The organism is Paenibacillus oralis, from assembly GCF_003863965.1.
In the GTDB taxonomy this organism is placed as follows: Bacteria; Bacillota; Bacilli; order Paenibacillales; family Paenibacillaceae; genus Fontibacillus; species Fontibacillus oralis.
In genome coordinates, this window is record NZ_RRCN01000001.1 from 6,553,639 (window position 1) to 6,569,538 (window position 15,900).

Genomic DNA, 15,900 nt, shown 5'->3' on the forward strand with positions numbered 1-15,900 from the left:
AGGTACGGGCAAAAAAAGAGAAGTCCGCTTCCATGGCCGCGAACTTCCCCCGGATGTGTCCGGCCGCCGCTTCAGGTCCGGCCGATTAATGCACCCGCTCCGATATTTCCGACAGCGCTTCTCCGGCATTGTCCGAGAAAATATTGCGCACGGCCAAATCGCCGATCGATACGATCCCGATGAGCCGGTCGCCTTCGGTGACCGGCAGGCGCCGGATCTGCTGCTCGGCCATCAGCTCCGCAGCTTCGTCCACGGACATGTCGCGCGATGCCGTTTTGATTCCGCGGGTCATGATCTCATCAACCGCCGTGGAGTTCGGACGTTTCTCCGCCATGCAGCGAATGACCAAATCCCGGTCGGTGATGACGCCGAGCAGCTTGTCGCCTTCGACGACGGGAATAAAACCGGTATCGTTTTCTTTCATTTTAACGGCAACCTCATAGATGTTATCCCGGACGGTTACGGTAACGACTTCGTCCGTCATGATATCGGCTACTTTTCTCACTACAAAATCCCTCCTTCGGATATAGAGTTCCAAAGCGGGAAAATAATTATGCATGCTCCTTCTGATACGATTCCGCCATGGCGATCAGCAGACCGGCAGCGTGGAGCATCGCGTCTTCGTCGATATCAAACTTCGGATGATGATGCGGATAAACGGATTCCTTATCAGGGTTCCCCGCCCCGACGAACATAAAACAGCCCGGAACCTTTTGCAGATAATAGGCGAAATCCTCGGCAGGCATAATTGGAGGCGACGTCTCCGCCCGAAGTCCAAACACCCCCGGAGCCTCGGAAAAAAAACGCCGGGTTTCCTTCTCGTCGTTGACGAGGCTGGGATAACCCATCATATAACTGACGTCGGCCTTCGCCCCATAGGCTTGGGCCGTCCCTTCAGCCAGAGCGTGAATCCGCTCGCGGATCAGCGCCCTCGACTCCTCGCTGAAGCAGCGGACCGTACCCGCCAGTTTACAGCGGTCGGCAATGATGTTTTGCGCCGTTCCGCCCTGGATCGATCCGATCGTCACAACGGCCGGGTCGAGCGGGTTTACGGAGCGGCTGATGACGCTTTGCAACTGCAGCACCAGCGCGGAAGCCGCAACGACGCTGTCGACCGTTTTATGCGGCATTCCGCCATGTCCGCCCCGCCCCTGCATCTCGATGAGAAACTCATCGGTTGAAGCCATCAGCGGCCCCGGAGCGCTTGCCGCCGTCCCCACGGGGATCGGCGTCCATAAGTGCACGCCGTAAATGACGTCCACGCCGTCCAGCGCCCCGTCCTCGATCATCGCTTTGGCTCCGCCGGGGCAAGTCTCCTCGGCCGGTTGAAACAGCAGGCGGATTTCTCCGCGCAGCTCAGGCCGGATCCGGCTGAAATATTCCGCGACCGCAAGCAGCGTCGCTGTATGCCCGTCGTGGCCGCAGGCGTGCATGACGCCGGGAACCTCGGAGGCGTATTCACAGCTTTTTTCGTCCTGAATCGGCAGGGCGTCCATATCGGCCCGCAGCGCAACGGTTTTCCCCGGCATCCCGCCGCGGATTTTGCCGACCACGCCAAAACCGCCTACGTTCACGGTGGTTTCGGCGCCAAGTTCTCTCAGCTTCTCCGCCACAAGCCCCGAGGTTTCCTTCTCCTGATAAGACAGCTCGGGATGGCGGTGCAAATGTCTGCGCCGCGCCACCATGGCCGGAAACAACGCGCGTACAACGTCCTGTTCCATGGTCTTCCACTCCTCTTCATCCGAGTACCGCTTCTTTAGCTTGCAAAGCCGACCCGAATGGAATCTAGCTCTATTGTAGCAGAAAAAGGAAGACGGAATCACTCCAAGATGGCGAAACCGTCCTTAAGGCAGCGTTTTCCGGCGCTTGCACAAGCGGTGGAAACATAATATCATGAGGTAGAGAATCAATCGAATTTGTTGAAAAGTCATAATTAAGGGGGCATTTCTTGCATGATCGTGGAGAATAGCGGTTTGAACGGCTTAAAAAGCGACCTGGCTTATTTGGACGAATCCGCTGAAAAGGTCGGATTTGTGCGGTGGCAATGGGAATATTACCGGGCTACATACGACTATAAAATCGAACACAACAACGACGAATATTACCTGCGCATCAACACGCGCGCGGTAGAGGGCAAATTGGAGCGTCCGGATACGGTCCTGGCTATTGAAGCGGTCTACATGGGGCGGGCCACTTTCCCGCACGGACTGGAATACGAATCGGAAATTCCCGCGACGGTGATGAAAACCGCAAGCTATAAATTGACCGAATTGAAGGAACTTCTTGAGGCTTAAAGCCGCAAGCCTATGAGAGACGAAGCGGATAAACCCAGACGCGGGACCCCGGATTTTCAATTGCTCATTCTCACCCTGCTGCTGGTAGGGTTCGGGATCATCATGGTATTTAGCTCCAGCTCCAACGTCACGCTGATTAGTAAGGGCGATTCGATGTATTTTGCCAAGCGGCAGGTTATCTTTGCCTGTCTCGGACTGGTTTTCATGTTCGTGACGATGAATATCCGTTATGACAAATACAAAAAACTGTTTGTGCCCGTGTTTATTCTAGCCATCCTTTTGCTTGTGCTCGTCCCCATTATCGGTGACAAAAGAAACGGGGCGACCAGTTGGTTTGCCATCGGTACGCTGGGCATTCAACCGACGGAGCTGGCCAAAATCACAACGATTTTATACCTGGCCGCCCTGATATCGAAAAAAGGCGAGCGCTTCCGGGATTTAAGGACCGGGTACATCCCGGTCATGGTCATCGTCGGTTTTGTCGCCGGTTTGATCATGCTGCAGCCCGACCTAGGCTCCTGCATGATCCTCGTCGCCACCTCCGGGCTGATTATTTTCGCCGGGGGTGCGAACCTGAAGCACATCCTCGGTTCGATCGGGCTGCTCGTACTCGGAGCCAGCATCGTGCTGGCCGCCGGAGCGCTGTGGGACAAAATTCACCCCAGCGAATCTGCGGAAGACCAGGTTAACTATAAGGTAGGCCGGATTCAGGCCTATTTGGATCCTACGCAGGATCCCCTGGGAACCGGCTATAATCTGCTCCAATCGCTCACGGCCATCGGGCACGGCGGAGTTGCGGGAACCGGCTTCGGACAAGGCATTCAAAAGCTGCACTATCTGCCCAACGCGTATAACGATTTTATTTTTTCCGTGATTGGCGAAGAGTTCGGTTTTATCGGCACACTGCTTTTCCTGCTGTTTTACATTTATTTTATTTGGCGAGGCCTGCTTATTTCGCTGCGCTGCCAAAGTACGTTCGGCACGTTGACCGGCGTCGGCATCATGGGGCTCATCGCCATTCAGGCTTTCATCAATATCGGCGGGGTCACGAACACCATTCCCATGACCGGGGTAACGCTGCCGTTCATCAGCTACGGGGGCTCTTCCCTGCTGACCATGATGATATCCATTGGCATCGTGCTGAGCATCTCGCGCGAATCGACGCTTCCAGCAAAGCAGGAACGGACCAAATCGGTCGTCGTCAGAGAATCGGCTGTTTACGATTTTCGGAGCCGGCGTCAGATTTAAATCGCGAAGTTCTCACATATAAGAAAACGTTTATCGACGTACTCTCAAAGAAGACAGACCGCGTTCAGCGGTAGTTTTTATTGCGATATCAGGAAGCCGAGGCTCCGAAACTTACACTTTCTGATCTCTAAAAAAAGGGGTTGCCCAAGCAGTGAAACTGCTTCGGGACAACCCCTTTTGTTATGCCAGCCGATGCTGCAGATAATCCGAGAGCGAAAGCCAAACCTTAATAGAGGTTGCTCACGCACTTATATTACTGCAGAAGGTCAAAGATCGATTACATCTCGTCATCTTTAAACGCTACGCCTTCGACTTTCACATTGACTTCCACAATTTTAAGCCCCGTCATACTCTCTACCGCTTCGCGGACATTTTGCTGAAGCATCCGGCATACCTCGTGAATCGGCGTCTCGTAAAGGACGATAATCCTTAGATCAATCGCCGCCTCCAATTGACCGACTTCCACCGTGACGCCTCTTTGCACATTTTTGCCGCTTAACCGTTTCGCCCAGCCCTCGGACAGCCCGCCGGACATCGCTGCAATTCCCGGTGTTTCCAGGGCGGCCATTCCGGCAATTTTTGCAACGACGTCATCCGAAATCCGAATTAGCCCATTATCCAACTGCAGTTGTTCGGTCATGGTCATACCTCCTTCAACCTCATTAATTTCATTGTAAATGGTAAGTCGCTTTAAAGCAAATGTAGACCGGCTAATTATTTTTGATTTATAATTTTCACGTTATTGGTTATATTTAGGGAGAATTGATCATTCAGTTCTGACAATTTACTACAATTTGAGGTGTATTATGAGAAAGTACTTAACCCCATTTTTGCTCATTCTTTTCTTTGCACTAAGCGCCATCGGACATTATGCGCATTGGCCGGCGACACTGGAGTTCATCATTTCCGCGATCGCCGTTATTTTTGTGGCCGGCTTTCTGGGAAAAGCGACGGAAAGCGTCGCCCATTACGCAGGACAGCGCCTCGGCGGCTTTCTGAATGCCACCTTCGGCAATGCCGCCGAACTGATCATCGCCATTTTGCTCGTCAGGGAAGGCCTATTTGATATGGTGAAGGCCAGCATTACCGGATCGATCATCGGCAACCTGCTGCTCGTCTTGGGGGTGAGCCTGCTTGCGGGCGGTCTAAAACACAAGGTGCAAAAGTATAATGTGGCCTTGGCGGGCATGAGCGGGTCACTTATGGTCGTAGCGATCATCGCCTTATTCGTCCCGGCGGTATTTCTGCAAACCCATGTGCTGCATGAGGAGGACCGCACCACGTTAAGCCTGGTCGTCGCCGGCATCCTCATCGCCGCCTATTTGCTCTGGCTCGTTTTCTCCATGATTACCCACAAAAACTATTTGGCCGATATCACCGAAAAAGGTGATGAGCTGCCGGGTGAGCATGAGCATGAACCGGCCTGGTCCAGAGGCAAATCGATCCTGTATCTGATTCTAGCCACCGTTATGGTCGCTTTCGTCAGCGAATGGCTGGTGCACACCTTGGATACGTTCTCCGCCAAGTTTGGGCTTAGCGAACTTTTCGTCGGTGCCTTCGTCGTTGCGATCGTGGGCAACGCGGCCGAACACAGCGCCGCCATCATGCTCGCCATGAAAAACAAAATCGGGGCGGCCGTGGAGATCGCCGTCGGCAGCAGCTTGCAGATCGCCTTGTTTGTTGCGCCGGTGCTGATCTTCGTCAGCCATCTGTTCGGACGGCCCATGGATATCGTGTTTACGGTCATCGAGCTGGCGGCGATCGGCGTATCCGTATTTATCGCCAAATCGATTACCCAGGACGGCCAAACCAACTGGTACGAAGGATTGCTGCTGCTGGCCGTATACGCGATTCTCGGCGTCTCTTTTTACCTCGTGTAAGAAAAACAAAACAAGCGTATGGCCGAAAATTTCCGGATCATACGCTTGTATTTTGTCTTATGGGCTATATGCATGCCTGACCTGCAGGTCACTTTTTCTTGTTCATGGCTTCATAAAGCGAGGCAAGATTCCGTTCCAGTCTGCTTATAATTTGTTTGCCTACCATTTCCTCAATCAGTCCGACGCGAATCGCGTAATCCACCTGCCTTGAGAATCCATACATCTGGGTGTCCAGCACTTCCTCATAGAGAGGGCAGTAACGTGTGGCCAAGTTCTCCATCTGTACTTCGATCAGCTTCTCTATTTTATCTGCATCTTCTTGCAGAAGATTAAGTGCCTTCAGGTTCAGTTGCTCCTGTAACTCAGATGAAGTCATGCTTCTTCCCCCCTATGTCCAATGTTCCTTTCATAGCTACTCTATTCCTAATATTAGACGAAATTGAGGGCCAATACAAGAACCTGCGGGAAACAAACTCTATCCTCGTAAAAAGACACCCCCGCCAAAACGACTGGAGTGTCTTCCGCTTTTCGATTAATCTTCTACCAATTTTACATTTAAGCCGTGCTTGGCGAAAACTTCGCTCATCGCTTTTTTCGCCTCATCGGCATCCGGTCCGTGAACGTGAAGCTCATAACTCTTCGTATTCACGAGCGTGGTGAAAAGGCCGAGGATACTTTTAACGTCGATGTACTTGTTGTCAGCTTGGAGCACGATGGAAGAAGTAAACTTGCCCGCTGCTTGGGCAATTTCAACTACCGCTTCATTGTTCGTGGCCATTGAGATCCCTCCGTGATTAACATTGAAAATAACATACTTCAATCATACATTGAATCCGCTTTCCAAGCAAGGATTTTCCTCGTTATTTCAAGTTTTCCGGATTTAGCGCCGCAAGCTCAGGGAGCACGAAAATACCGTCTTTACGGATCAGCACATCATCGAAATAAATTTCCCCGCCGCCGTAATCCGGACGTTGAATCAGCACCAGATCCCAATGGATCGACGAACGGTTGCCGTTATCCGTTTCATCGTAGGCCTGGCCAGGAGTAAAATGCAGGCTGCCGGCGATTTTTTCGTCAAACAGAATATCCTTCATCGGATGCAGGATGTACGGATTGAAGCCGATCGCAAATTCCCCGATATATCTTGCCCCTTCGTCGGAATCAAGAATTTCGTTTAAGCGTTTTGTATCGTTGCCGGTCGCTTCGACGATTTTGCCGTTTTCAAAACGGAACTTGATGTTTTCGAACGTAACGCCGTTGTACAGCGTCGCCGCGTTATAGCTAATCGTCCCGTTCACGGAATCGCGCACCGGTGCGGTGTATACTTCACCGTCCGGAATGTTCTTCTGGCCGGAGCATTTCTCGGCACCGATGTTTTTGATCGAAAAAGCAAGGTCTGTTCCCGGGCCGGCAATGCGTACCTTATCCGTGCGCTTCATCAGATCAGCCAGCGCGTCCTGAGCCCGGTCCATCTTGGCGTAATCGAGGTTGCAGACGTTGAAATAAAAATCTTCAAAAGCCTCCGTGCTTGTATTGGCCAATTGAGCCATGCTGGCGTTCGGATAGCGAAGCACGACCCACTTCGTCTTCTTGACCCGCTGCTCGCTATGTACCGGATGGGAGTAAAGCGCATTGTACAACTTCATTTTGTCTTCAGGCACGTCGGACAAATCGTTGACATTGGAACCCGCCCGAATCCCGATGTAGCAGTCCATCATCTCCATCCGCTTCAAGTCGTATTCCGCCCACGTCTTCATACTTTCCTCGGTGGCGTATTTCAACTGCGTCCGCTGAACGGTGCGGTCGGTAATTTCAACGAACGCGTTTCCGCCTCTTTTTCCGACCTCTTCAATAACCGCTTTTAACAAGTCGCGTTCTTCGCCGATCATTTCAACCAGCACATTTTCTCCAGGCTGAACATTTACGGAGTAACCGACCAGATTTTCCGCCAGCTTTTGTATTCTAGGATCTCGCATATGGCTTTCCCTCCTCAAAAATGGAGCGGGACCTCCCTTCGCACGAACGCATCGCTCAAGGAACCCGCGTGTTAACCAATGGTTAATTCTTCTACTATTGTAGCACGGCCATCGCAGGAAGTCAGCCCGCCCCAATTCTACTTATAATTCTCGAACCTGTTGTCCGTCCGCAGCACTTCCTGCTGGGGCTGTCCCTGCGGCGTTAAATATTTCAGCTTGGTCTCCGAGGTCAAACGGGAGGGCAGCCCGGTTTTGCGGTTGATCGTCAGATGGTAAAGCACGTTCGCCTCCATATCCTCAAGCATCCCGAGCAATTGCTCGTGGCCCGCCGACAAGATGGACGATAGCCGGGCCCGCACTTGATTTCTCCGGCTTGGAGAAACGGCCGCCAGTTTGCTGTCCAGGTCCGTCCCAAGCAGGCTCATCTCCGCCATAAGCTCATCTTTTAAGCGAATTCCGGCTTCAGCTGGGTCCATTTCGATTCTCAGCACTTTGGTGCCGCGCGCGGCTCCGCTTTCCAGCGTAATTTTCTTCTTGACGGCAAAGCGGATATCCTCCAACTGATCGAGCGGGTTCAAGCGGTTCATTCCATGCAGGAGGGCGTTGCTTTGATCCGCCTGCAGCAGCCAGCTTCCGTTTTGCAGGCGGAGCTTCGCTTCGTATCCTGAGGCGGCGGTCAATCCGGCCGCTCGAAAACGATTCTTGTCGCCTTGGGCCGCTGATTTCGCCCTTATGCTAAGTTCGCGATGATTATTTAGCTGACCCGTATAGCTGATGCTCTCCTCCGGCATGTTATGTTCTCCCCGCTGAAGCGAAGCAAGACCGCGAAAGGTCAGCCCGTCCCAACCCGCCAGCCCGGACCAAGTAAAGTCAAACCATTGGTCGCCGGTTTTCGGCTCGCCGCAGGCGGACAAAACGGCCGCAAGCAAAATTATCCAGATCAGTTTCCGATAACCCCTAGCTTTTTTCAGCATATGCTTTCCGCGCCTCTCGTCTTTGAAATTCACCGCTGCCTAACGGCGGATTCAACAACTGCATTCGGCAATATCGTGCCTCCGGCGCGGGAAATCTATGCGCAAAAGAAAAGGTGTTCCGTTCGCGGACTTGCCGCTTTCCGGAACACCTTTTACCCGAGCTGCGTCTGGTTTCTCCCGTTGTTTTTGGCTTTGTAGAGCGCCATATCCGCCTCATAAAAAAGCGATTCTACGCTGACCTTCCCGTCTCCCTGCGCCCATTCGGCAATGCCGCACGACACCGTTACGGCAGGATCGGTATCCATCGCGGCGCGGAGCCGAATCGTTTCCGCAATCCGATAGGCGTTTTCCGCATCGGCCCCCGGCAAATATATGGCCAGTTCCTCGCCTCCCCAACGGGCGGCGATATCCGTTTTACGTATCGAGCTTTTGACGATCGTGCATACCTGCTGAAGGATTTTATCCCCGGTCTGATGCCCGTACGTGTCGTTGACCTGTTTAAACTGATCGATGTCGACGATGATCAACGAACCGTTGCTGTCTTTTTTCTGAAATTGCTGGATGGCGTCATCCACATAGTGGCGTGCGTAAAGTCCGGTCAGCATGTCTCTGTTGGCCATTCTGCGCACCTCGGCATGCAGCAGGGCGTTGGCGATAGCCAAACCGATATGCGAAGAAAGAACCTGCAGCAATTTGTAATTGTCGTAGGAAAAATACCGCCCTTCCCGGTGAGCCAGCATGATCGCCCCGTTCACTTCTCCCCGGACGATCAAAGGAGCGGCAATCAGCGAGCGCGCTTTTGTTACTTCCATCATTTGGGAGGATACTTTACCGTACACTTGATAATCCGACAAAATGATTGGTTCCTGCGTGGAGCACACCAAACCGCAAAATCCATAATCCTCCGGAAAAGTCCGTTTCGAAAGACCGGGTACATTTGTGGACATGACCTCGAAAGTTCCGGTTTCTTTATGGAGCTGGGAGATGCAGCAGTACTCCGCCTGGAAAATCGATAGCAGCTCGTCGCTGGCAAACCGGAAAACCTCTTTCAGCTTCAAGCTTTGATTCAGGCGTTTGGTGAGTTCGTTGATCAGCCGCAGCTCATTGATCAGCAAATTGGACTGCTGGTACAGCTTGGCGTTTTCAAAGGCGACGCCTGCGGTATCCGCCAGCATGCCGATCAGCTGCAGATCGAACTCATCGATCAGATCGCGCCGAATCAGCAGGCGAAACACGCCGTAGACTCCCTGCTTTCCGCCTAGCGGGGCGGCGATTTCGAGCAATAGCTCTCCCAAGGGGCCATGCAGCTTCCGGCTAAGCATTTGCCCTTCCATAAACGCTTTGACGCAAAACTGCTCCTCGGGCCCCTGCAACTGCAGCAGTTTTACCCGCGGATCGCGGCTTAAGTCGTCCTGGGACATCAAAAGTTCAAGCTTGGCTGCCGGGTACATGCCCGATACTCTTTCAAACACTTCCGACAGGACGGAATCGACATCGATTTTGTCGTGAAGCTTCTGCACGACCTGAAACAGCTTCGAACGGCGATGCTCCTCGCGTTTGGCGCGCTGCTGAACGAGCAGCATGTCCGCGATGAACAAGGCTTCAAAAGCTTTGTAAAAGCATGTCCGGAAATGCAGCGCCACCGCACGGATAAACAGCTTGGCACCCGTCCCTTCATAATCGGGGGCATCCTGCAGCCGGCAACCGAACACGGCGAACATTTCGCCTTCTCTCCGCGTATAGATGGGGGCCGCCGCATAGACGAATCTCCCCTGCGGAATAACCGCAGGACCGGCAACCTCGATGCAGCGGGAAATGATTCCGGCAACATGGGAGGCGTCCCCCCGATCCTCGGAAGACTCGTCCTCCTCCGTCCCGGAAATCATCAGCTCTCCGTCATGGTGCGCCACAAAAAAGCGGACCTCGCCCCCCTCGGCGATTTCGGAAACATTTTTGCATAAGTCCCTGTAGGCTTGTAGAATAACCGGTTCAATATAGGGGTAATCGTAGGCGGTAATATCCAGCTGCTGCAGCCAATCTGCGCAGCCTCCTTCCTGTTCCGGGCGCGGCAGCATTGAAGAGATGTTCATGTTCAACGTAGGGTGTCCTCGGGATTGGTCTGCCATTAGGAAAACTCCTTTATAGAGGTTGTCGGCTGCCTCCCTCTGCTTTAACCGTTCTTGTTTGCTAACTGTATTTTACTATCTTCCACGTCGTTTTGCATCAAATTTTTAGGACAAAAGCCCTATCGACAAAAAAACACCTTTTAAAACAAAATCCTCTTCTTGACTTTAGGCATCCGATTCATATAATATATATTGTTGATAAAGACTGGATAGAGTCTTGATTAGGGCGTAACGCATGCGAGCACCCTCTCGGTTTTTGTTGCTGACAGGACAGCGGCTGAACTTTCTTGTCAGTGAGCGTAATTATCATCTATCCTACGCTCAGCAAACAAAACCCGCATAAGTAGAACCCTACACGAAATTTCAAACCAAAAGGAGTCTACCTATACAATGGCACGTTACACTGGTCCTAAATTTAAACTCAGCCGCCGCCTTGGCATTTCCTTGAGCGGTACAGGCAAAGACTTGAAGCGCCCATTCCCTCCGGGACAACATGGCGCTAACCAACGCAGAAAAGTAAGCAACTACGGCGCACAGCTGCTCGAGAAACAAAAATTGCGCCATATGTACGGCCTGGGCGAGAAGCAATTCCGCACCCTGTTCGAGAAAGCGCAAAAACTGCCTGGTATCGCCGGCGAAAACTTCATGTTCCTGCTCGAAAGCCGTCTGGACAACCTCGTTTACCGTCTGGGCTTCGCCAACTCCCGCGCAGGTGCGCGCCAGTTGGTATCCCACGGCCACGTAACCGTCAATGGCAAGAAGGTGGACATCGCTTCTTACCGCGTAAGCATTGGCGACTTGATCAGCCTGCGTGAAAGAAGCCGCGGCCTTTCTTCCATTAAGGAAGCTTTGGAGAACCGCTCGCATCTTCCAGCTTACCTGGAGTACAATGACACCGCTATGGAAGGCAAACTGATCCGTTTACCGGAACGTGCGGAGCTGTCGCAAGACATCGACGAGAAGCAAATCGTCGAGTTCTACAACCGTTAAGATTTTGCAACGCAAACGGCCCAAGTCGATTTCGACTTGGGCCGTTTCGCCGTATAAAGGACGGCCTGTTTACGGGAACATCCGAGATCCCGTTGCTTTATTGTTCAATTCTGAAGCCGGAGAAGACTCCTTTGGAGTTGAAAAATCCCGTCACGGTAGGAGCTCCTTTTTTGGTGAAGACAACGGAATCGTGATAGGCATACTCAGAATCGTTGTCTTCATCATTACGCGCCGCTTTGTATCCCGACAAATCCAGATTCATGATTTCCTTAGCTTGCTTTACGGCCGATTTCTGTAACTCGTCCAGACTGTAAGAGTTCACTTTATCACGGATGGCTTTTGTTTCCTCTTTCCCGTTTTCCGTGCTTACTTCGGTGAGCTCCTTGGTCAAGGACATATATCCCAAGTCGATTCTGAGCAGCCGGTTGGTCGTTTCTTCAATCTCAAGCTCAATATCCCCTTTATTGGTAGAGTATTCCAAGCCATATACCTTCTTCTTGTTCGGCTCGAGACTGAAGTATATTCTCGGACTGCCCTTCGCCTTCGCTCCGACGCGGGAAAGCGCCTGGGTTGCCGCTTTTTGGATTACCGCCGGCAGCGATTTCAGCGATCCGCCACCACTTTTCACTTTTCCGTCCACAAGGGTAATACGCTCGTTATTGCAAAAAGCCATGATATCGGTAGAACCGTCTTCCAAATAATTAACGTCCAGCTTCGTAAATCCCGGGGCCGTTTTTTTATAGAGCTGTTTCCAGGCAGTACCCAGCTTAGATTTTAACGTATCGTTTAGTTGTGCATATTTTAGATCAAGATAGACTCTAACCACTTTACCGTCAGGCTTCACATACACCGAACCGGCTAATTTGCCGTTTTTTTGCCAGGAGAGACTGACCACCTCGCCGTTATATTCCGTAGTCTCCGCCTTGCTGAAGGAAACCGATCCCTTGGCATGCTCTTTAAGCTTGGTCTGCGCGGCGTCGATCAGCTTCTGGTCTACATTTTTTAGATTGACCGTTTGCTCGGTTTGTGCGGCCTCCGCTATCGACGCTGCCTGTACCGATCCAGACGCCCCCGCGGCTCCCGTACCGGCAATGATCGCCGCTAATGCGGCCGTGCTTAAAACTTTGTACAAATTGTGCTTCATTTTGTCTTTCCTTCCTCCTAACTGATTTTAGTGCCTGTTCCCGATTCGGACGACACATTGCGTAAACGGATATAAATCCAGCCTATTCGCGGCCAATATACTCCGGTTATTGCTCAATATTAAAGCCGTGGAAAAAACCTTTGGCGTTAAAGTAACCCGTTACGCTAGGAGCGCCTTCTTTGGTAAAGACTACTGAATTATGGTAAGAAGACTTGGATGTTTCATCCCGCTTCGCGGCTTTGTATTCCGACAAGTCCAGATTCAACATCGCTTTGGCCTGCTCTACGGCCGCTTTCTTTAACTCGTCCAAACTGTATCCGTTCACTTGTTCATGGATGGCGTTCATTTCTTCCTCCGCTTTTTCCTTGCTTACTTGGGAGAGGTCCTTGAGCAGGGACGAGTCCTCCAAGCTCAGGCCGAGCAGCCGGTTGGTCGTTTCTTCAATATTAACCTTCACTTCTCCCTTATTCGTCTCTCTGTAGGTAAAATAGTACACTTTCTTTTCGTTCGGTTTGTTGCCGAAGGTTACATCGGGGCTTCCCTTCGCTGTCGCTCCGGCGCGGGAAAGGGCCTCGGCAGCCGCCTTTTTGATTGCGGCCGGTACCTCTTGCTCCTTCAACTTTCCGCTGACATAATCCAGTTTTCCGCCCATAAGATCAACAGACTCGTTTTTGCTGTTGGTAGCCGTTATGTTGGAATAATTCAATCCGGTGTAATAATATTCTGAATTTGTATAATGAACAAACACGCGCTCAATGTCGCTTGAATCTGTGTTAAGGGCTTGCTTCCAAGCGAGGTCCAGCTTTGCCTTGGTGGTATCGTTAAGTTCTTTATACGAGGTGCCAAGAAAGAGATTTACCACCGTACCGTCGTGTTTTACCGTTACATTTTCGTTAGGGGAAGTCTCAGATCCCATCTTTGTCTCGCTGATCACGAAACAGACGGCCTCCTCATCGCCGAGTTTTGTGGTTTCCGCCTTAATGAAGGTAACCGGTCGCTCTACAAATTCTTTGAGCTTCGCTTGCGCGGCGCCGATCAGCTCTTGGTCCACATGGCCCAAACCGGCCGTTTTCCCGGCTTGTTCGGCTTGTACGGCATGTTCGGCTTGTTCGGCTGTGGCAGCCTTCGCTTCCGGAGCAGCCTCCACAGCCCGCATCACGCCAATCGTCCCTGCACCGGCAATGATTGCGGCCAGTGCGGCCGTGCTTAAAACTTTGTAAAAATTGTGCTTCATTTTATCTTTCCATCCTTCCGCCTATTTTTTAGTGTCTCATGTTCCGATCGGTTGACACATGGCGTAAACGGATGGGCCTGCAAAAAAGTTTTTAAAACATCAATAATTTTTTCCAAAAAAGAGTTTGCTCCGCTTCTCGGCCTGAGCTGGTGCAGCTTGTACCGTTCCTGCTGCCCCCTGTGATATAAAAAAAACGCCGGACGGCGTCCTTTAGTTGCTCTGACTTCTACTTTGGAGCGATTGGAGGCTCTTCCTAAACTTTGGACGCTGCTCTAACGGACACCAGCGACCTTATTCGCCCATTTCCCGGGTATTTCCCAGCCTAACGGACACAGACGACCCTATTTCGCTCTAAACCCGTTCATCCAGGCCGATTTGAGGTAAATAAGGTCATCTGTGTCCGTTACATTTTGCAAACTCCCGTATTTTCGCAAATAACGGCTCTGGTGTCCCTTAGCCCCCCCCTAGGTCCCTCTTCTCCTCCCCTCTCTACCTGCGGTCGCCCTCTACCATGCCCGAAATTTTATAAAAAGGTTAAAAAAACGCCGGAGAAATTCGCTCCGGCGCTTCTATAACGTCACTAAATCTTTAATTCAGGTGCTTCAATCGAATGGGCTGGATTCTCTTTATTTCACCGTCAGCTTCGCGAATTTCCGTTTTCCGACTTGAATCACTTCTCCGCCGGACAACCCGACCTCCGCATTCGGGTCGGTCAGCTTCTCTTCGCTCAGTTTAACCGCCCCCTGCTGGATGCTGCGTTTTGCTTCCCCGTTCGAGGCAGCGAAGCCGATCAGCGTCAGCAGCTTGATCAGGCGGATCTTCCCTTCCTCCAGCTCTTCGGCCGGGATTTCCTTCTCTTCGATATCCTCCGGCAAAGCCCGCTGCTGAAACACCGTAACGAAATGCTCCTGGGCGGCATTCGCAGCATCTGCGCCATGGTACATCCGGACCAGCGTATAAGCCAGCTTCATCTTCGCGTCGCGCGGATGGACGCTGCCCGCTTTGAGGCCTGCCGCGAGAGCTTCCAGCTCATCGTCCGACAAATCCGTCACAAGCTCGTAGTATTTCAACATCAGCTCGTCCGGCACGGACATCGCTTTACCGTAAATTTCGTTCGGTTCCTCGTCGATGCCGATGTAGTTGCCAAGGCTTTTGCTCATCTTCTGCACGCCGTCGAGACCTTCAATAATCGGCGTCATGATCGCAATCTGGGTATCTTTGCCATATTCCTTCTGCAGCGTGCGGCCCATCAACAGGTTGAACTTCTGGTCGGTTCCGCCCAGCTCGATATCGCTCTCCAGCGCCACGGAGTCCATCCCCTGCATCAGCGGGTAGAAAAATTCGTGAATGCTGATCGGTTGACCGCTTTGGTAACGCTTGGTGAAGTCGTCCCGCTCCAGCATCCGGGCTACCGTCACTTTGGCCGCCAGCTTGACGACGTCGGCAAACGTCATCGGAGCCAGCCATTCGGAGTTAAAATGGACCTTCGTTTTTTCCGCATCCAAAATTTTAAAAATCTGCTTCCGGTACGTTTCCGCATTCCGCAGCACATCTTCCTCGGTCAGCTCCTTGCGGGTTTCCGATTTGCCGGTCGGATCGCCGATCCGCCCCGTAAAATCCCCGATGATGAGGTGAACCTGATGGCCCAGCTCCTGAAATTGGCGCAGCTTCTGCATCACGACCGTGTGCCCGACGTGAATGTCAGGCGCCGACGGATCAAGCCCCAGCTTAACCTTCAGCGGCGTTGCGGTCGCCACCGATTTCATCACCTTTTGCCTCAGTTCATCCTCCGGGACAATCTCAACAACCCCCCGGGAAATCACCTTTAACTGGCGCTCCACCTCCGCCTGCTGCTCAGGCGTCAACTCTTCCCACTTCATGACAAACACTCCTCCAGATTAAAAATTGGAACAACCGCCAAACGCAAAAAAGCTCCTTCCAGTCCCAAGGGACGAGAAGGAGCGCTCGCGTTACCACCCTAATTAAAACCGCCGTTTACCTGCCGCAGGCCGCAACCAAACAAACGAAACGGTT

At 52.1% G+C, this 15,900-nt stretch carries 15 protein-coding genes and 1 other annotated feature (1 of these 16 only partly in view); of the genes, 4 read left to right on the forward strand and 11 right to left on the reverse strand.

Annotation, left to right across the window (positions count from 1 at the left end; genetic code table 11):
• Positions 1–85 precede the first annotated feature (85 nt).
• Complete coding sequence (locus EHV15_RS29275; protein ID WP_128634341.1) at positions 86–505, reverse strand: CBS domain-containing protein; 420 nt, start codon at positions 503–505, stop codon at positions 86–88.
• A 46-nt stretch (positions 506–551) separates the two neighbouring features.
• Positions 552–1,721 carry an amidohydrolase gene (locus tag EHV15_RS29280; RefSeq protein WP_128634342.1) on the reverse strand — a complete coding sequence of 390 codons (1,170 nt, stop codon included), beginning with the start codon at positions 1,719–1,721 and terminating at the stop codon, positions 552–554.
• A gap of 231 nt (positions 1,722–1,952) precedes the next feature.
• On the opposite strand from EHV15_RS29280, the gene EHV15_RS29285 reads away from it, so the two are divergent.
• Positions 1,953–2,294, forward strand: coding sequence for a YugN family protein (locus EHV15_RS29285; RefSeq protein ID WP_128634343.1), 342 nt, complete (start codon positions 1,953–1,955; stop codon positions 2,292–2,294).
• 12 nt (positions 2,295–2,306) lie between these two features.
• Positions 2,307–3,542 (forward strand): putative lipid II flippase FtsW, encoded by a 1,236-nt coding sequence (gene ftsW, locus EHV15_RS29290; protein WP_128634344.1) that lies wholly within the window; start codon positions 2,307–2,309, stop codon positions 3,540–3,542.
• Positions 3,543–3,819: 277 nt separating this feature from the next.
• Here the strand turns inward: ftsW and EHV15_RS29295 are convergent, their stop codons facing one another.
• Positions 3,820–4,182: an Asp23/Gls24 family envelope stress response protein gene (locus tag EHV15_RS29295; RefSeq protein ID WP_128634345.1), complete on the reverse strand. Its 363-nt coding sequence runs from the start codon at positions 4,180–4,182 to the stop codon at positions 3,820–3,822.
• A 166-nt stretch (positions 4,183–4,348) separates the two neighbouring features.
• On the opposite strand from EHV15_RS29295, the gene cax reads away from it, so the two are divergent.
• Positions 4,349–5,422: a calcium/proton exchanger gene (gene cax, locus EHV15_RS29300; RefSeq protein ID WP_128634346.1), complete on the forward strand. Its 1,074-nt coding sequence runs from the start codon at positions 4,349–4,351 to the stop codon at positions 5,420–5,422.
• Between the two features lie 88 nt (positions 5,423–5,510).
• Here the strand turns inward: cax and EHV15_RS29305 are convergent, their stop codons facing one another.
• From EHV15_RS29305 to EHV15_RS29325, 5 genes are all read right to left on the reverse strand, one after another.
• Positions 5,511–5,798 (reverse strand): Fpa/YlaN family protein, encoded by a 288-nt coding sequence (locus EHV15_RS29305; RefSeq protein ID WP_036621560.1) that lies wholly within the window; start codon positions 5,796–5,798, stop codon positions 5,511–5,513.
• Between the two features lie 156 nt (positions 5,799–5,954).
• A complete protein-coding gene (locus EHV15_RS29310) occupies positions 5,955–6,200 on the reverse strand; it encodes an HPr family phosphocarrier protein (protein WP_128634347.1) in 246 nt (81 codons plus the stop codon).
• A gap of 82 nt (positions 6,201–6,282) precedes the next feature.
• Entirely contained in the window at positions 6,283–7,398 is a 1,116-nt protein-coding gene (locus EHV15_RS29315; RefSeq protein ID WP_128634348.1) for an aminopeptidase, read from the reverse strand.
• A 137-nt stretch (positions 7,399–7,535) separates the two neighbouring features.
• A complete protein-coding gene (locus tag EHV15_RS29320) occupies positions 7,536–8,372 on the reverse strand; it encodes a hypothetical protein (protein ID WP_128634349.1) in 837 nt (278 codons plus the stop codon).
• Between the two features lie 152 nt (positions 8,373–8,524).
• The gene (locus EHV15_RS29325; RefSeq protein WP_128634350.1) at positions 8,525–10,498 is read right to left on the reverse strand and encodes a sensor domain-containing diguanylate cyclase; all 1,974 of its coding nucleotides are present in this window, start codon (positions 10,496–10,498) and stop codon (positions 8,525–8,527) included.
• Between the two features lie 390 nt (positions 10,499–10,888).
• Between EHV15_RS29325 and rpsD the strand changes: the two genes are divergently transcribed.
• Complete coding sequence (gene rpsD, locus EHV15_RS29330) at positions 10,889–11,488, forward strand: 30S ribosomal protein S4 (protein ID WP_128634351.1); 600 nt, start codon at positions 10,889–10,891, stop codon at positions 11,486–11,488.
• A 97-nt stretch (positions 11,489–11,585) separates the two neighbouring features.
• On the opposite strand, the gene EHV15_RS29335 is transcribed toward rpsD, so the two are convergent.
• The 3 genes from EHV15_RS29335 to tyrS all read right to left on the reverse strand — a co-directional run bounded on the left by EHV15_RS29335 (position 11,586) and on the right by tyrS (position 15,746).
• Entirely contained in the window at positions 11,586–12,632 is a 1,047-nt protein-coding gene (locus EHV15_RS29335; RefSeq protein WP_128634352.1) for a hypothetical protein, read from the reverse strand.
• Positions 12,633–12,738: 106 nt separating this feature from the next.
• Positions 12,739–13,866 (reverse strand): hypothetical protein, encoded by a 1,128-nt coding sequence (locus EHV15_RS29340; RefSeq protein ID WP_128634353.1) that lies wholly within the window; start codon positions 13,864–13,866, stop codon positions 12,739–12,741.
• A gap of 626 nt (positions 13,867–14,492) precedes the next feature.
• Positions 14,493–15,746 carry a tyrosine--tRNA ligase gene (gene tyrS / locus EHV15_RS29345; RefSeq protein ID WP_128634354.1) on the reverse strand — a complete coding sequence of 418 codons (1,254 nt, stop codon included), beginning with the start codon at positions 15,744–15,746 and terminating at the stop codon, positions 14,493–14,495.
• Positions 15,747–15,810: 64 nt separating this feature from the next.
• Positions 15,811–15,900, reverse strand: a binding site (T-box leader) (it continues 176 nt past the right edge of the window).